Below are 13,082 nucleotides of genomic sequence, written 5' to 3'. Positions count from 1 at the left end.
GTGTCGCTAATGACATACTTGAGAGGCCGGTATTTACTGGCGCCGCCGGGGCGGCCTCGTCTCTGGCGGCCAGGTCCAGGCAGAGCGAGATGAGCGACGATGAGACGACCGGGCTCCGCGCGGAACGACCCGCCCGTCCGGTCGAACGACCACGTCGACGAGGCGCCCACCGCGACGGCCACCATCGACTCGCGGGGCATCGTGACCGCGTGGAGCGAAGGGGCCCGCGAGCTGCTCGGCCACCGGCCCGCGGAGATCGTGGGACGGCCCGCCGCCGAGCTGCTCGCCGACGGGACGAGCCCGGAGCCCCCTCGCGACCTGGACAATCTGAGCAGGTGGCACGGGAAGGCGACGCTGCTGCGCCGCGACGGCGTCCGTCTGGACGTACCTCTGCTGGCCCATCGGCGCACCACGGACGACGGAACCACCGAGTGGTTTCTCGTCTCTCCCCCGGCCCCGGCGCAGGACCCCGAGGCCGAGAAGCTGATCGAGCGGTCCTTCGTCCAGTCCCCGTGTGCGATGGCGGTCTACGACACGCGTCTGCGGCTGCTCCGCATGAACGACGACATGGAACGCGTACTGGGCCTCCCGGAGGCCGAGATGCGCGGGCTGCGGGTACCGGAGATGGTGCCGGGGCCCGAGGGCGACAACGCCGAGCGCCACATGCGGCTGGTGCTGGAGACCGGCGAACCGCAGCAGCTCGAATTCTCCATGCGCCTGGCCGGCCATCAGCACGAGCTCGCCTGGTCGCTCTCGCTCGCCCCGCTGCGGGACCGGGGCGGCAGGACACGAGGCGTGATCCTGGCGGCGCACGACATGACCACGCAGCAGACGGCCCAGCGGCGGCTGCTCCTGCTCAACGAGGCCAGCGTCCGTATCGGCACCACCCTGGACATAGTCCGCACGGCGCAGGAGCTGGCGGATGTGGCGGTCCCTGATCTCGCCGACCTCGTCAGCGTGGATCTGCTCCCCACCGTCGGCAACGACAAGGAGCCGGCCACCGGGGCGCCGGGCGCCCGCGTCATGCTGCGACGCGTCGCCTGCCGGTCGATCTTCGAGGGGTGCCCCGAAGCCGTGGTAGAGATCGGCGAGATGGGCGCCTACCCGGATCACTCGCCCACGGCCGAGTGTCTGGTCACCGGGCAGGGACTGATCAGCAATGTGGCGGACCCCGCCGCCGTCCAGTGGGCGCAGGGGGATCCCGAACGGGCCGCCAAGCTCCGTGAGTTCGGCATCCACTCGACCATGGCCGTCCCGTTGCGCGCCCGTGGCACCACCCTCGGCGTGGCCGCCTTCACCCGCCACCGGCGCCCGGAGTCCTTCGAACGGGACGACCTGCTCCTCGCCGAGGAGATCACGGCCAGGGCGGCCGTCTGCATCGACAACGCCCGCCGCTACACCCGCGAACGCGAGACCGCGCTGACCCTGCAGCGCAGCCTGCTGCCCCGGGCGCTCCCTGAGCACACGGCGGTCGAGGTCGCCGTCCGCTACCTCCCCGCCGACTCCGGGGTGGGGGTGGGAGGCGACTGGTTCGATGTGATCCCGCTGTCCAGCGCACGGGTCGCCCTGGTCGTGGGCGATGTGGTCGGACACGGCGTCCAGGCGTCGGCCACGATGGGACGCCTGCGTACGGCGGTGCGCACCCTGGCCGATGTCGACCTTCCCCCCGATGAGCTGCTCACCCACCTCGACGACCTCGTCAACCATCTGTCGGCGGAAGCGGGCAGCGGGCAGAGCGCGGGCACGGTGGCGGAGATTACCGGCGATGTCGGCGCCACCTGCTTGTACGCGGTCTACGACCCGGTCTCCCGCCGCTGTTCGCTGGCCCGTGCCGGGCACCCGCAGCCCGCGATGGTCAGCCCCGACGGGACCGTGGAATTCCTCGACCTGCCCGCAGGACCGCCACTCGGCCTGGGCAACCTGCCCTTCGAGACCGCCGAGGTGGAACTGCCGGAGGGCAGCCTGCTCGCCCTCTACACCAACGGACTCATCCAGTCGCGCGAGCGGGACCTCGACCAGACGCTGGACGCGCTGCGCACGGCCCTGTCTCATCCGTCCGCTCCCCTTGAGGACACCTGCGACACGGTGCTCAAGACACTGCTCCCCAGCCACCCCGCCGACGACGTCGCCCTGCTCCTCGCCCGCACCCGGGCGCTCGACGCGAGCCAGGTGGCCACCTGGCAGCTGGACTGCGATCCCACCGTCGTGGGCGAGGCACGCAAGATCGCCTCCGCCCAGCTGACCGCCTGGGGGCTGGAAGACGCCATCTTCACCACGGAACTGGTGGTCAGCGAGCTGGTCACGAACGCCATCCGGCACGCCGAGGCACCTGTTCAGCTGCGCCTGATCCACGACCGCAGCCTCATCTGCGAAGTCTCCGACGGCAGTAACACCGCCCCGCATCTGCGCCGGGCGCGCGTCTTCGACGAAGGCGGCCGCGGCCTGCTCCTGGTGGCTCAGCTCACCCAGAGCTGGGGCACCCGCCAGGGCACGGGCGGCAAGACCATCTGGGCCGAGCAGACCCTCCCGGTGACGGGCGGCTGACCGGGCGCGGTCCGCGCGCCGCGGTGGCGGCCGGCGTCCTCGTCACACCCGGTGAGAACGTCTGAACTCCCCTTGGGCGCACCCGTGATGGAGTCCGCCGGGCGTCCGCGTGCTTTCGCCCGGTTCCTCACGGCCTGGCTCATGACACCCCACGTCCCCTATCTTTGTGGCCACTGTCACGGTTTGGATTTGACCCGTGCAGTTCAAGCCACATATGTTCTGCCTCCTGGCTTGATCCATGAGGGCAGGTCATCTTTCGCGGGCCTTGGGGGACGCAGTGAACTGGTACGTCAATGTTCTGAAGAACTACGCGGGATTCAGCGGGCGGGCGCGTCGCCAGGAATACTGGATGTTCTTCCTCATCAATTCCGCCATCGCCATCGTCGTGGGGATCATCGACGCTGTGGTCGGGCTGAGCAGCATCCTCATCCTGCTCTACCTCCTCGCCGTGCTCATTCCCAGCCTCGCCGTATTCGTGCGCCGGCTGCACGACACCGGCAAGACCGGTTGGTGGATCCTGATAGGCGCGATCCCCCTCGTCGGAGCGATCATCCTGATCGTCTTCCTCGCCAGCGAGGGTGACCAGAACCCGAACGCGTACGGCCAGAACCCCAAGCAGGTTCAGGCGTACCCGCAGCCGTAACCCCGCTGTACCACGCATGCCCGTCAGCACTCGGCTGACGGGCATGTGTCGTCTCGTACCGGCCGCCGCTCCTGCGGCGCGCTCCGGTCAGGCGTCCCTGGCGTCCCTGGTGTCTCTGCTGTCGCCGGCGCCGTCGGCGTCCACCCAGACGGCCGTGTCCGGCGGCAGCAGCACCCCGGCCGGTTCGGCCCCGACCAATTCGGCCCCGACCAATTCGCCGCTGGCCAGCAGCGGTTCCACCCCGGCGGGCAGCGGCAGCGGCTCGTCGGAGAGGTTGACCCGGCACTCCAGCCCCGCGCCCTTGCGGAAGGCCAGCTCGCCCGGGGCCGACGGCAGCCAGGCGAAGCTCTCGTCGCCGAGGTAGCGGCGGCGCAGGGTCAGCGCCGTACGGTACAGCTCCAGGAAGGAGTCCGGCCGGCCGGTCTGCGCCTCGACCGACCACTCGCCCCAGCCGTCGGGCTGCGGCAGCCAGCTGCCGCCGGGACCGAAGCCGTACGAAGATCCGGTCCTGGTCCACGGCAGCGGCACCCGACAGCCGTCCCGGCCCTTCACCCCGTGTCCGGTGCGCTCCCACATCGGGTCGCGCAGCGCGTCCGCGGGCAGGTCGGCCACCTCCGGCAGGCCCAGTTCCTCGCCCTGGTAGAGGTACGTCGTGCCGGGCAGCGCCAGGGTCAGCAGCGCGGCGGCGCGGGCACGGCGGCGGCCCCGCTCTTCGTCGACGGCGGGTTCGCGGCCGTCGGTCAGCAGCCAGGCCCGGAGGTCGGTGCCCTCGGGCAGCCCGTAGCGGGAGCGGTGGCGTACGACGTCGTGGTTGGACAGCACCCAGGTCGGCAGCGCGCCGGTGGGTGCCGCGCCGGCGAGGGAGGCGTCGATGACACTCCGGAAGGAGCCGGCGTCCCAGGGACAGCGCAGATGGAAGAAGTTGAAGGCTTGGTGGAGCTCGTCGGGCCGGGTGTAGAGCGGGAGCCTGCCGGCGCTGACCCCCGCCTCCGCGACCATGATCCGGGGCGGTGCGTAGGAGTCGGTGATCTTCCGCCAGGAGCGGTAGATCTCATGCACCTCGTCGCGGTCCCAGAAGGGGTGGTTCTCGCCGCTGGGCGGGGAGTTGAGAGGCGCGGTGTCGCCGCCCCGGGTGTCGCGCAGCGGCGGGGTGAGGTCCTTGCGCAGTCCGTGGGCGACATCGATACGGAAGCCGTCGACCCCCAGGTCCAGCCAGAACCGCAGGGTGCGCTCGAAATCGGCGACGACCTCGGGGTTCTCCCAGTTCAGGTCGGGCTGCTCGGCGGCGAATATATGCATGTACCACTGGCCGTCGGGGACACGCGTCCACGCGGCGCCGCCGAACTTGGACTGCCAGTCGGCGGGCGGCTCACCGCCGTCGGGACCACTGCCGTCCCGGAAGACGAACCGGTCGCGCGCGGCCGAGCCGGGGGCGGCCGCCAGGGCCTCGACGAACCACGGGTGCTGGTCGGAGCAGTGGTTGGGCACGATGTCGACGATGGTGCGCAGGCCGAGCGCCCTGGCCCGGCCGAGGAGCGCGCGGAAGTCGTCCAGGGTGCCGTGGCGCGGGTCGACGTCCCGATAGTCGGCGACGTCGTAGCCGCCGTCGGCCAGCGGGGAGCGGTAGAACGGCGTGAGCCAGACGGCGTCCGCGCCGAGTTCCGCGACATGGCCGAGCCGGTCGGCGATCCCCCGGAGATCGCCCATGCCGTCACCGTCGGCGTCCGCGAAGCTGGGGACGTAGACCTGGTAGACGACGGACTCCCGCCACCAGTCGCGATGGCCGCCGTGGCCGCTTCCGTTGCCGTCCGGGAACGCGTGCTGAGTCACAGATACCTCACGTGCTGGGATGAAAGGATGCGGTGCGATCATCCCTTGACCGCGTACGGGCGCGGGCGCCCGGCTCCGAGCCTGTCATTCGACCGGCTCTCAGCGGGGAGCGTCCTGCGCCCGGCCGAGCCGGGGGGCGTACGGCACCTTCGCCCCGGCCGAGCGCAGGGAGCGCAGCGCCAGCAGCAGCACGCCGATGTCGTCGAGGAACACCGGATCCGGCATCAGGTCCGTGGGGAGTACGAGATAGACCATGGCCCCCCAGAACACCCAGCGGTTCCGGACGGGCACGCCCGCCGCGCGCAGGGTGCGCCGGGCCCGCACCAGCCGGACGGCCAGGGTGATCGCGACCCCGAGGGTGAGTGCCACGAGGAGGGCGGCCACGGCGACAAGGATCTGGACTTCGCTGCTCATGACGGCTCCGTGGTCAGCGGCCCAGTTCGCGTCGCAGCTCGGCCTTGTTCATGGACGAGCGCCCGTGGATGTTGCGCCGTTGCGCCTCAGCGTACAGCTGGTCGTACGTAGGGCCCTCGGAGCCGCTGTGCGAGCGCTGTCCGCCGCGCTTGGCGGACGACATGTCCTCGGTCGAGACCTTGCTCGCGGTACGGGACTCGCCGGCGCGGGCCCGTTCCTTGTTCACCGTCCGTGCGGCGATCTCCTCGGCGCGCTCGGTGCTTTCCCCGCGCTGACGCGCGCTGTCCTTGATGTGCTCGTACTGACGCTCGCGCTTGGGGCTGGAGCCTCGGGGCATTCTGATCACTCCTCTCGACGGGCCGCTGACGTTCTTGACTCACCCTCCTACCCCCGTTCGGGCCCGGCAACTTGATGCCGCCGCCCGAAGCGGCCGGCCGGGGCGTTCCCTCTGGTCCGACCAGTCGGTATGTTCCTGACAGCCGAATCTCAGCGGGCGACCGGCCCGCCCGGAGCGACGGAGGGGGTCACATGCCGGAGGGATCCGTACGGATAGAGGGGCACTGCGACGAACGGTTCGCCGCGGTGCGTGCCGCGTTCGAGCGGAACTTCCACGAGCGCGACGAACTGGGCGCCGCCGTCACCGTGCTGGCCGACGGGGAGACCGTGGTCGACCTGTGGGGCGGCTGGGCCGACGGCGCGCGGGAACGGCCCTGGGAGCGGGACACCCTGGTCAATGTGTGGTCGACGACCAAGGGGCCGACGTCCCTGTGCGCGCATCTGCTGATCGACCGCGGAGTGCTCGACCCGGACGCGCCGGTCGCCACGTACTGGCCGGAGTTCGCCGCGGCCGGCAAGGAGTCCGTGCTCGTACGGCATCTGCTCTCGCACCGCGCGGGACTGGCGGGGCTGCGCGAGCCGCACACCATCGAGCAGCTCTACGACTGGGAGTTGACCACCTCCCGGCTGGCGGCGACGGAGCCGTGGTGGGAGCCGGGCACCCGGTCCGGCTATCACGCGCTGACGTACGGCTTCCTGGTGGGCGAAGTGGTCCGGCGTCTCACGGGCCTGCTGCCGGGGGCCTTCCTGCGGCAGGAGGTGACCGGGCCGCTGGGGATCGACTTCACCATCGGGCTGCCGGCGCGGGAGGCGGGCCGCGCCGCCGAGCTGGTGCATCCGCAGGCCGCGCTCACCGGTGAACACGCCACCGTCTTCGGGCAGCTGGGTCCGGTCGCCCTGGCGGCCCTGGGCAACCCCGCGGCCGGCGCCGCCCACGCCAACACCGCGGCGTGGCGCGCCGCCGAGATCCCGGCCGCGAACGGTCATGGCACGGCCCGCGCGGTCGCCGCGCTGTACGGGATCTTCGCCGGACAGGGGCGCTCCGGTGACCGCCGCGTGCTCTCCCCGGAGGCCGCCGAGCGGGTCCGCGAGGGGCAGGGCAGCTGCCGGGACCTGGTGCTGGGCGCGGGCTTCGCCCACGAGACGGAGGTCGGCCTCGGGCTGTGGCTGAGCGGGCCGAACGGCTCGTACGGCCCCAACCCGAGGGCGTTCGGGCACGACGGCTTCGGCGGCTCCTGTGGACTCGCCGACCCGGAGGCGGGTGTGAGCCTGGGATACGTCATGAATCGGATGGGCCCTCACATCGCGGACGATCCACGGAAAATGACGCTGATCGACGCGGTGTACAGCGCCCTGTAGACACGCGAGCTCCCCGGTGTGCGTCGGCCGGGCCGTCGGCCGCGCCACGGTCGCACCACCGGCAGCACACGTCACAGGGCTCCGCAAGACCGTCCTGTCGGTCGAATCCGTGAACCGCTTGCCGCCGCCACCCCCACGGACCGATCAGATTCAGCCATGATCAACACGAGGGCAATTCGGTGGTACTTCGCACAAACAGACGGCGGGCGCCCAGAGATACGGGGTGTCCGGCCGTCGCGGACCGGACCCCCGGATTCACTGCGTCATACACCCAGTACCCACGGTGAACCATGTGTGTTTGTGACGGCCCGCCGGGTGGCCGGATGACTTCGCCGCCCAATCACCGTGCTCCGCAAGGGTGTCGGCGTTCGTCGGCCGGTCACTTTGCCGTCGGCGTGGGCTTTGCAGCAATTCACTGACCGGCCACTGGCGGCTCCATCGGGCGCCGGTAACACGCCGACCTGCGGAAGGACTTCGCACGGCGACGGCGGATCTGCGCCGCCGGTCCAGAAGTCGGCCTTGTCGCGGAACCAAACGGAGTCAACGATTCAGACGTGCGGTTGACAGGTCCACGGCCAAAACCGAATGGCGGTGGACGATCGCACGGCAGCGGCACGCTTACCCAACGGGCCGCGAGTTCCCCCCTATGGAGGATGTTGTGACCTTCAAGCGCCTTTCCCCCCTCAGCGCGGTGCCCAGTCGAGCTCGGCTTCTCGCCGTCGCCTCCGGCCTGGTGACCGCCGTCGCGCTTGCGGCCCCGTCTGCCATCGCGGCCCCCGCGCCGGCCCCCGTGGCCTCCGCGGCCCAGCTCGCCGACGCCAGCTCCGCCGTCCGCGGTGCGGACGTCGCCGGTACCGCCTGGTACACCGACAAGGCCTCCGGCAAGGTCGTCGTCACCGTCGACAGCACCGTCTCCGCTGCTGAGATCAACAAGATCAAGAACTCCGTGGCCGACACCGCCGCGGGCATCAGGATCCAGCACACCACCGGCAAGTTCAGCAAGCTCATCGCGGGCGGCGAGGCCATCACCACCGGCGGCAGCCGCTGTTCCCTCGGCTTCAACGTCAGGGTCGGCTCCACGAACTACGCGCTGACCGCTGGACACTGCACCAACATCGGCAGCAGCTGGAACATCGGCACCACGGCCGGTACGAGCTTCCCGACCAACGACTACGGCATCATCCGCCACTCCAACCAGGGCGCGGCCGACGGCCGGGTCTACCTGTACAACGGCACGTACCGTGAGATCACTGGTGCCGCCAACGCTTCCGTCGGCCTGGGCGTGACGCGCAGTGGCTCCACCACGGGCGTCCACTCCGGTACGGTCACCGGCCTCAACGCGACCGTCAACTACGGTGGCGGCCAGGTCGTCTACGGCATGATCCAGACCAACGTCTGCGCCGAGCCCGGCGACAGCGGTGGCGCGCTCTTCTCCGGCAACACCGCGATCGGTCTGACCTCGGGCGGCAGCGGCAACTGCTCCTCCGGTGGCACCACGTTCTTCCAGCCGGTCACTGAGCCCCTCAGCGTCTACGGCGCCACCATCATCTAAGCTCCAACACGCTTCATCTGCTTGATCCTCTCTTGGACGACCGGCGGGCCGCGCACACGCGCGGCCCGCCGTGTCCGTTCCACCGTGTCCGTTCCGCCGGGCAGAGTGCCGGACAGGGCCTAACCCGTGGCCGCCGCCGGGAGGGTGACCTCGAAGCGGCAGCCGCCCGTCACATTGCGGACCTCGGCACGGCCCGCGTGCGCCTCCACGATGCCTCGCACGATGGCCAGCCCGAGACCCGCGCCGGCCGGCGGCGTCCGCGCCTGGGTGCCGCGCCAGCCGGTGTCGAAGACCCGCGGCAGATCCTCGGCCGGGATGCCGCCGCAGCCGTCGGTGACGGACAGGACGACACAGTCCGCACGCCGTTCCGCCGCCACCGCGACCGTGCCGTCCGCCGGGGTCCGGTGGATGGCGTTGACCAGCAGATTGGCCAGGACCCTGGTCATCTCCTTGCCGTCCACCTCGACGGGGACGGCCTCGACACGGTCCCCGACCAGCCGGACGCCGTGCTCCCGCGCGAGCGGATCGACGCCCGCGAGCGCCTCGCCGACCAGGTCGTACACGGACATCCGGGTCGGGGCGAGGGCGAGCGCCCCGGCATGGATACGGGAGAGCTCGAAGAGGTCGCCGACCATCGAGTTGAGCCGCTCGACCTCGGCCCTGATCTGGCGGAAGTAGCGGTCCGGGTCCTGGACCACCCCGTCCTCCAGCGCCTCGGACATGGCACGCAGCCCGGCGAGCGGGGTGCGCAGATCGTGCGAGATCCAGGCGACCAGCTCACGGCGGGAGGTCTCCAGGGCGCGCTCGCGCTCCCGGGAGAGGGCCAGCTTCGCGCTGGTGGCCGCCAGTTCCCGGCCCAGCGCGGCGAGTTCGGCGGTGGAGGCACCGTCGGGCGCGGCGAAACTGCCGCCGTCGCCGAAGGAGCGGGCCGCCAGGGCCAGATCGTGGCTGCGGGCGACGACCCAGCGGCCCAGCAGCAACGCCGTGGCGAGAGAGACGACTGCGGCCATCGCCACGACCGTCGTGACGACGGTCAGGTCATGAGGGGACAGGAACATCGCCCGGGCCACGACGAGCGTCCCCGCCAGCATCGCGGTGACCGCGACGGCGGCGACGACGGTCAGCGAGACGGCGACGGAGCGGTTGCGCAGCAGCCGTAGCGTCAAGGCTCCGGCGAGACCGGCGGCGGCCGCTCCGAGAAAGGCATACAGGGCGATGAGCAGCATGTCGCGCACGGCGCTCAGCTCTCGTCGGCCGGTAGGCGGGCCGGTAGGCGGGCCGGTACGTCGAAGCGGTAGCCGACGCCCCAGACCGTCCGGATCAGCCGGGGACTGGCCGGATCGTCCTCGATCTTGGCGCGCAGCCGCCGTACATGCACCGTGACCGTCGACAGATCGCCGAACTCCCACCCCCACACGTCGTGCATCAGCTGCTCCCGGTCGATCGCCCGCCCGGGATGGCGCATGAGATGCGCGAGCAGATCGAACTCCCTGAGCGTGAGGGAGAGCGTCCGGCCGTCCTTGGTGACGCGGCGGGCCGCCGGGTCGAGGGTGATACCGGCGGAGCGCAGCTGGGGTCCGGCCGGCCGCCCCTGGCCGGTCCGCCCCCGGCGCAGGACGGACTCGACGCGCAGCACCAGTTCGCGCGGGCTGAAGGGCTTGGTGACGTAGTCGTCCGCCCCTATCTCCAGACCCAGGATCCGGTCGTCCTCGTCACCGCGCGCGGTCAGCATGATCACCGGCACCGGGCCGCTGTCCCGCAGTCTCCGGCACACCTCCAGGCCGTCCATACCGGGCAGCATCAGATCGAGCACCACCAGGGCGGGCGGGGAGCCGGCGGCGAGCCGCAAAGCCTCGGGCCCGTCGGCCGCGCGGTCCACGGCGAAGCCGGCCCGTTCCAGATAGCCGGTGACGACCTCGGCGACGGTCGGATCGTCGTCGACGACCAGGATGGTGTGCACAGCGCCAGTCTCCTCGGGCGGGCGACCGGTGTGCCGCCCTGGGCTCTTACGAAACCATGACGTCCGATTCGTTCAAGACCCGCACGGGCCGGCGCTCCTACGGTGGACACATGACTCCACGACTCGACGCGATCGGCCTGGTCGTCTCCGACATGGCCGCCTCTCTCGCCTTCTACCGCCGGCTGGGCCTGGACCTGCCCGCCGACGCGGACTCCGCGCCCCATGCGGAGGCGTCCCTGCCCAGCGGCCTGCGCATCCTGTGGGACACCGAGGAGACCGTCCGCTCCTACGACCCCGGCTGGACCCGGCCCTCGGGAGGCGAGCGGATCGGGCTCGCCTTCCTCTGCGACAGCCCCGCCGAGGTGGACGCCACGTACGAGGCGCTGGCCGGGGCCGGGTACCGGGGGCATCTCAAGCCCTGGGACGCGGTCTGGGGGCAGCGTTACGCGGTGGTCCTCGACCCGGACGGCTGTGCGGTCTCGCTGTTCGCCAACGCCGTGTAGGCGCCGAGCGTGAGCCCGGCCAGATCACGTGTCTCCCGGGCGAGATGCGCCTGGTCGGCGCAGCCCGCGGCGAGCGCCGCCTCGGCGTACGGCGTCCCGGCCCGTACGAGCGTCAGGGCGCGCTGGAGCCGCAGCACCCGGGCGAGGGTCTTGGGCCCGTAGCCGAAGGCGTCCAGGGAGCGGCGGTACAGCTGCCGGGCGCCGAGGCCGACGGCGTCCGCCGTCGCGGCGACCGTACGGCCCGCGTTCAGCCCGTCGACGACGGCCCGCGGCAGCGGGTCGGGCGGACCGGCCGCGGCGGACCGCCGCAGCGCCACGGCTTCCAGCGCGGCCACGGGGTCGGCGGCGGCCGCGAGCCGGCCGGTGAGTGCGCGCACCTCGGCCGGGGACCAGAGATCGGCCAGCTCCACCCGCCGGTCGCGCAGCTCGTGCGCCGGAACGCCGAGGAGCGCGGGCGCGGACCCGGGCGCGAAGCGCACTCCGGCGCAGTGCAGCCCGGTGATGCCCTCGGGGGCGTACGCATGGGTGTCAGGTCCCGCGACCAGCAGCCTGCCGCCGGTCCACAGCAGGTCCATACAGCCGTCGGGCAGCACGGGATAGGGAGTGGATCCTTCGTCGGCCGTCACGGTCCGCGTCCAGACCACCGCGCCGTCGAGCCGCGATGCCCGTTCCTCGTACATGGGGACGAGGCTAGACCCTCCCCGGCCGTGCGGCTCCCGGCTACGTTCCCGGGTCCTTGTCGTCGCCCCGGTCCTGGCCGTCGCCCTGGGCCTTGCTGTCCCGGGCCTTGCTGTCCTGGGCCTTCTTGCTCTCGCCCTTGTCGCGGCCCGGGCGCAGCCGGCGCCTCACCCGGGACCTCACATCGTCGGGCGGCAGGAACGTGGACCATCGCTCCGGGAATTCCGAGGGCATGTCGGGATCGGTCACGTCGTCGTCCTGTGCGTCCGCCGAGGCGACCGCGCGGGCCATCAGCTCCGCCGCCTGGGCGGAGCGCAGACGTTCCTGGGCGGCCCGGGCCGCGGCCGTGGCGACCGACGGCCAGACCCGGTCGATCGCGGCGTTGACGGCCGCGCCCACCAGCACCGCGAACGCGGAGATGCCGATCCAGAGCAGTACGGCGATGGGCGCGGCGAGGGAACCGTAGATGGTGGGGCCCTCGACCGTGCTGGTGAGATAGATCCGGAGCAGGAAGCTGCCCAGCACCCACATGCCGAGGGCGACCAGCGCGCCGGGTACGTCCTCGATCCACCGGGACCGCGCCGGTACGGACACGTGGTAGAGCGTGGTGAGGAAGGCGATCGAGAGCAGGATCACCACCGGCCAGTAGAGGACGGAGACGACCTCCGTGCCCCAGGGGATCAACTCCACGACGCGGTCGGGCCCGACGACCGCCAGCGGCAGCACCACCGCGCCGATCAGCAGCGCCACGATGTAGAGCAGGAAGGCGAGCAGCCGCGTCGCCACGATGCCGCGGCGGCCGTCGAGCCCGTACATCACGGTGATGGTGTCGACAAAGACATTCACCGCCCGGGAGCCCGACCAGAGCGCGATGGCGAAGCCGAGGGAGATGACATCCGGCCGCCCGCCGTGGGTGATGTCCGCCAGCAGGGGTTTGGCGATCTCGTCGACACCGCGGGGCGAGAGCACCGTGCCGGCCGCCGCGAGGATGTTCTTCTCGATGGACGCGACCGTGGTGGTGCTCGTCCAGTCGTCCACGTACCCGAGCAGACCGATCAGGCCGAGCAGCAGGGGCGGCAGCGAGAGCAGCGTGAAGAACGCCGCCTCGGCGGCGAGGCCGAGGATGCGGTACTCGATGCACGAGTTGACGGTGTCCTTCAGCAGCAACCAGGCCATCTTCCGCTTGGAGACGTCGCGGTAGAGGACTCGGGCCCGGTGGAGTCGACCCGCTGGCCGCTCGGGTGTTTCATTTGCTGCCTGCAC

The 13,082-nt window shown here is 71.5% G+C and carries 12 protein-coding genes; 5 read left to right on the top strand and 7 right to left on the bottom strand.

All coding sequences use genetic code 11. The annotated features are described in order from the left end of the window. The first annotated feature begins 99 nt into the window (after positions 1-99). The gene (locus ACZ6MZ_RS09225) at positions 100-2,544 is read left to right on the top strand and encodes a SpoIIE family protein phosphatase (protein WP_469350732.1); all 2,445 of its coding nucleotides are present in this window, start codon (positions 100-102) and stop codon (positions 2,542-2,544) included. Positions 2,545-2,821: 277 nt separating this feature from the next. Continuing rightward, entirely contained in the window at positions 2,822-3,187 is a 366-nt protein-coding gene (locus tag ACZ6MZ_RS09220) for a DUF805 domain-containing protein (RefSeq protein WP_469351113.1), read from the top strand. A gap of 87 nt (positions 3,188-3,274) precedes the next feature. Here ACZ6MZ_RS09220 and ACZ6MZ_RS09215 read toward each other — a convergent pair whose 3' ends face one another. The 3 genes from ACZ6MZ_RS09215 to ACZ6MZ_RS09205 are packed head-to-tail and all read right to left on the bottom strand — an operon-like array spanning position 3,275 to position 5,768. Beyond that, positions 3,275-5,059, bottom strand: a complete 1,785-nt coding sequence (locus ACZ6MZ_RS09215) for a glycoside hydrolase family 13 protein (RefSeq protein WP_469350731.1) — start codon at positions 5,057-5,059, stop codon at positions 3,275-3,277. 57 nt (positions 5,060-5,116) lie between these two features. Further along, positions 5,117-5,431: a DUF1232 domain-containing protein gene (locus ACZ6MZ_RS09210; protein WP_469350729.1), complete on the bottom strand. Its 315-nt coding sequence runs from the start codon at positions 5,429-5,431 to the stop codon at positions 5,117-5,119. Positions 5,432-5,444: 13 nt separating this feature from the next. Continuing rightward, positions 5,445-5,768, bottom strand: coding sequence for a plasmid stabilization protein (locus ACZ6MZ_RS09205; RefSeq protein ID WP_389790682.1), 324 nt, complete (start codon positions 5,766-5,768; stop codon positions 5,445-5,447). A gap of 191 nt (positions 5,769-5,959) precedes the next feature. On the opposite strand from ACZ6MZ_RS09205, the gene ACZ6MZ_RS09200 reads away from it, so the two are divergent. Both ACZ6MZ_RS09200 and ACZ6MZ_RS09195 read left to right on the top strand, forming a co-directional pair. Next, positions 5,960-7,126 carry a serine hydrolase domain-containing protein gene (locus tag ACZ6MZ_RS09200; RefSeq protein ID WP_469350727.1) on the top strand — a complete coding sequence of 389 codons (1,167 nt, stop codon included), beginning with the start codon at positions 5,960-5,962 and terminating at the stop codon, positions 7,124-7,126. A gap of 658 nt (positions 7,127-7,784) precedes the next feature. Further along, complete coding sequence (locus ACZ6MZ_RS09195) at positions 7,785-8,678, top strand: S1 family peptidase (protein ID WP_389674754.1); 894 nt, start codon at positions 7,785-7,787, stop codon at positions 8,676-8,678. 119 nt (positions 8,679-8,797) lie between these two features. Here the strand turns inward: ACZ6MZ_RS09195 and ACZ6MZ_RS09190 are convergent, their stop codons facing one another. Together ACZ6MZ_RS09190 and ACZ6MZ_RS09185 are read right to left on the bottom strand one after the other, a co-directional pair. Next, on the bottom strand, positions 8,798-9,913 hold the full coding sequence (locus tag ACZ6MZ_RS09190; RefSeq protein ID WP_389791766.1) for a sensor histidine kinase: 1,116 nt from the start codon (positions 9,911-9,913) through the stop codon (positions 8,798-8,800). 5 nt (positions 9,914-9,918) lie between these two features. Next, complete coding sequence (locus tag ACZ6MZ_RS09185) at positions 9,919-10,638, bottom strand: response regulator transcription factor (RefSeq protein WP_469350726.1); 720 nt, start codon at positions 10,636-10,638, stop codon at positions 9,919-9,921. A 110-nt stretch (positions 10,639-10,748) separates the two neighbouring features. Between ACZ6MZ_RS09185 and ACZ6MZ_RS09180 the strand changes: the two genes are divergently transcribed. Continuing rightward, positions 10,749-11,141, top strand: a complete 393-nt coding sequence (locus tag ACZ6MZ_RS09180) for a VOC family protein (protein WP_389791764.1) — start codon at positions 10,749-10,751, stop codon at positions 11,139-11,141. On the opposite strand, the gene ACZ6MZ_RS09175 is transcribed toward ACZ6MZ_RS09180, so the two are convergent. Together ACZ6MZ_RS09175 and ACZ6MZ_RS09170 are read right to left on the bottom strand one after the other, a co-directional pair. Then, positions 11,081-11,821 carry a DUF6597 domain-containing transcriptional factor gene (locus tag ACZ6MZ_RS09175; RefSeq protein ID WP_469350723.1) on the bottom strand — a complete coding sequence of 247 codons (741 nt, stop codon included), beginning with the start codon at positions 11,819-11,821 and terminating at the stop codon, positions 11,081-11,083. The genes ACZ6MZ_RS09180 and ACZ6MZ_RS09175 overlap by 61 nt on opposite strands. A gap of 40 nt (positions 11,822-11,861) precedes the next feature. Beyond that, the gene (locus ACZ6MZ_RS09170; protein WP_469350722.1) at positions 11,862-13,082 is read right to left on the bottom strand and encodes a YihY/virulence factor BrkB family protein; all 1,221 of its coding nucleotides are present in this window, start codon (positions 13,080-13,082) and stop codon (positions 11,862-11,864) included.

It is taken from the genome of Streptomyces sp. NPDC042201 (genome assembly GCF_055582185.1).
Note: the sequence above shows the minus strand (reverse complement) of the source record. Positions and strands in the feature narration are given on the sequence as shown.

Bases quoted from the DNA above. Each gene is read 5' to 3' on its own strand.
- ACZ6MZ_RS09225 (WP_469350732.1), top strand. From the start codon at position 100: ATGAGACGACCGGGCTCCGCGCGGAACGACCCGCCCGTCCGGTCGAAC.
- ACZ6MZ_RS09205 (WP_389790682.1), bottom strand. From the start codon at position 5,768: ATGCCCCGAGGCTCCAGCCCCAAGCGCGAGCGTCAGTACGAGCACATC.
- ACZ6MZ_RS09200 (WP_469350727.1), top strand. From the start codon at position 5,960: ATGCCGGAGGGATCCGTACGGATAGAGGGGCACTGCGACGAACGGTTC.
- ACZ6MZ_RS09175 (WP_469350723.1), bottom strand. From the start codon at position 11,821: ATGTACGAGGAACGGGCATCGCGGCTCGACGGCGCGGTGGTCTGGACG.
- ACZ6MZ_RS09210 (WP_469350729.1), bottom strand. From the start codon at position 5,431: ATGAGCAGCGAAGTCCAGATCCTTGTCGCCGTGGCCGCCCTCCTCGTG.
- ACZ6MZ_RS09180 (WP_389791764.1), top strand. From the start codon at position 10,749: ATGACTCCACGACTCGACGCGATCGGCCTGGTCGTCTCCGACATGGCC.
- ACZ6MZ_RS09215 (WP_469350731.1), bottom strand. From the start codon at position 5,059: ATGATCGCACCGCATCCTTTCATCCCAGCACGTGAGGTATCTGTGACT.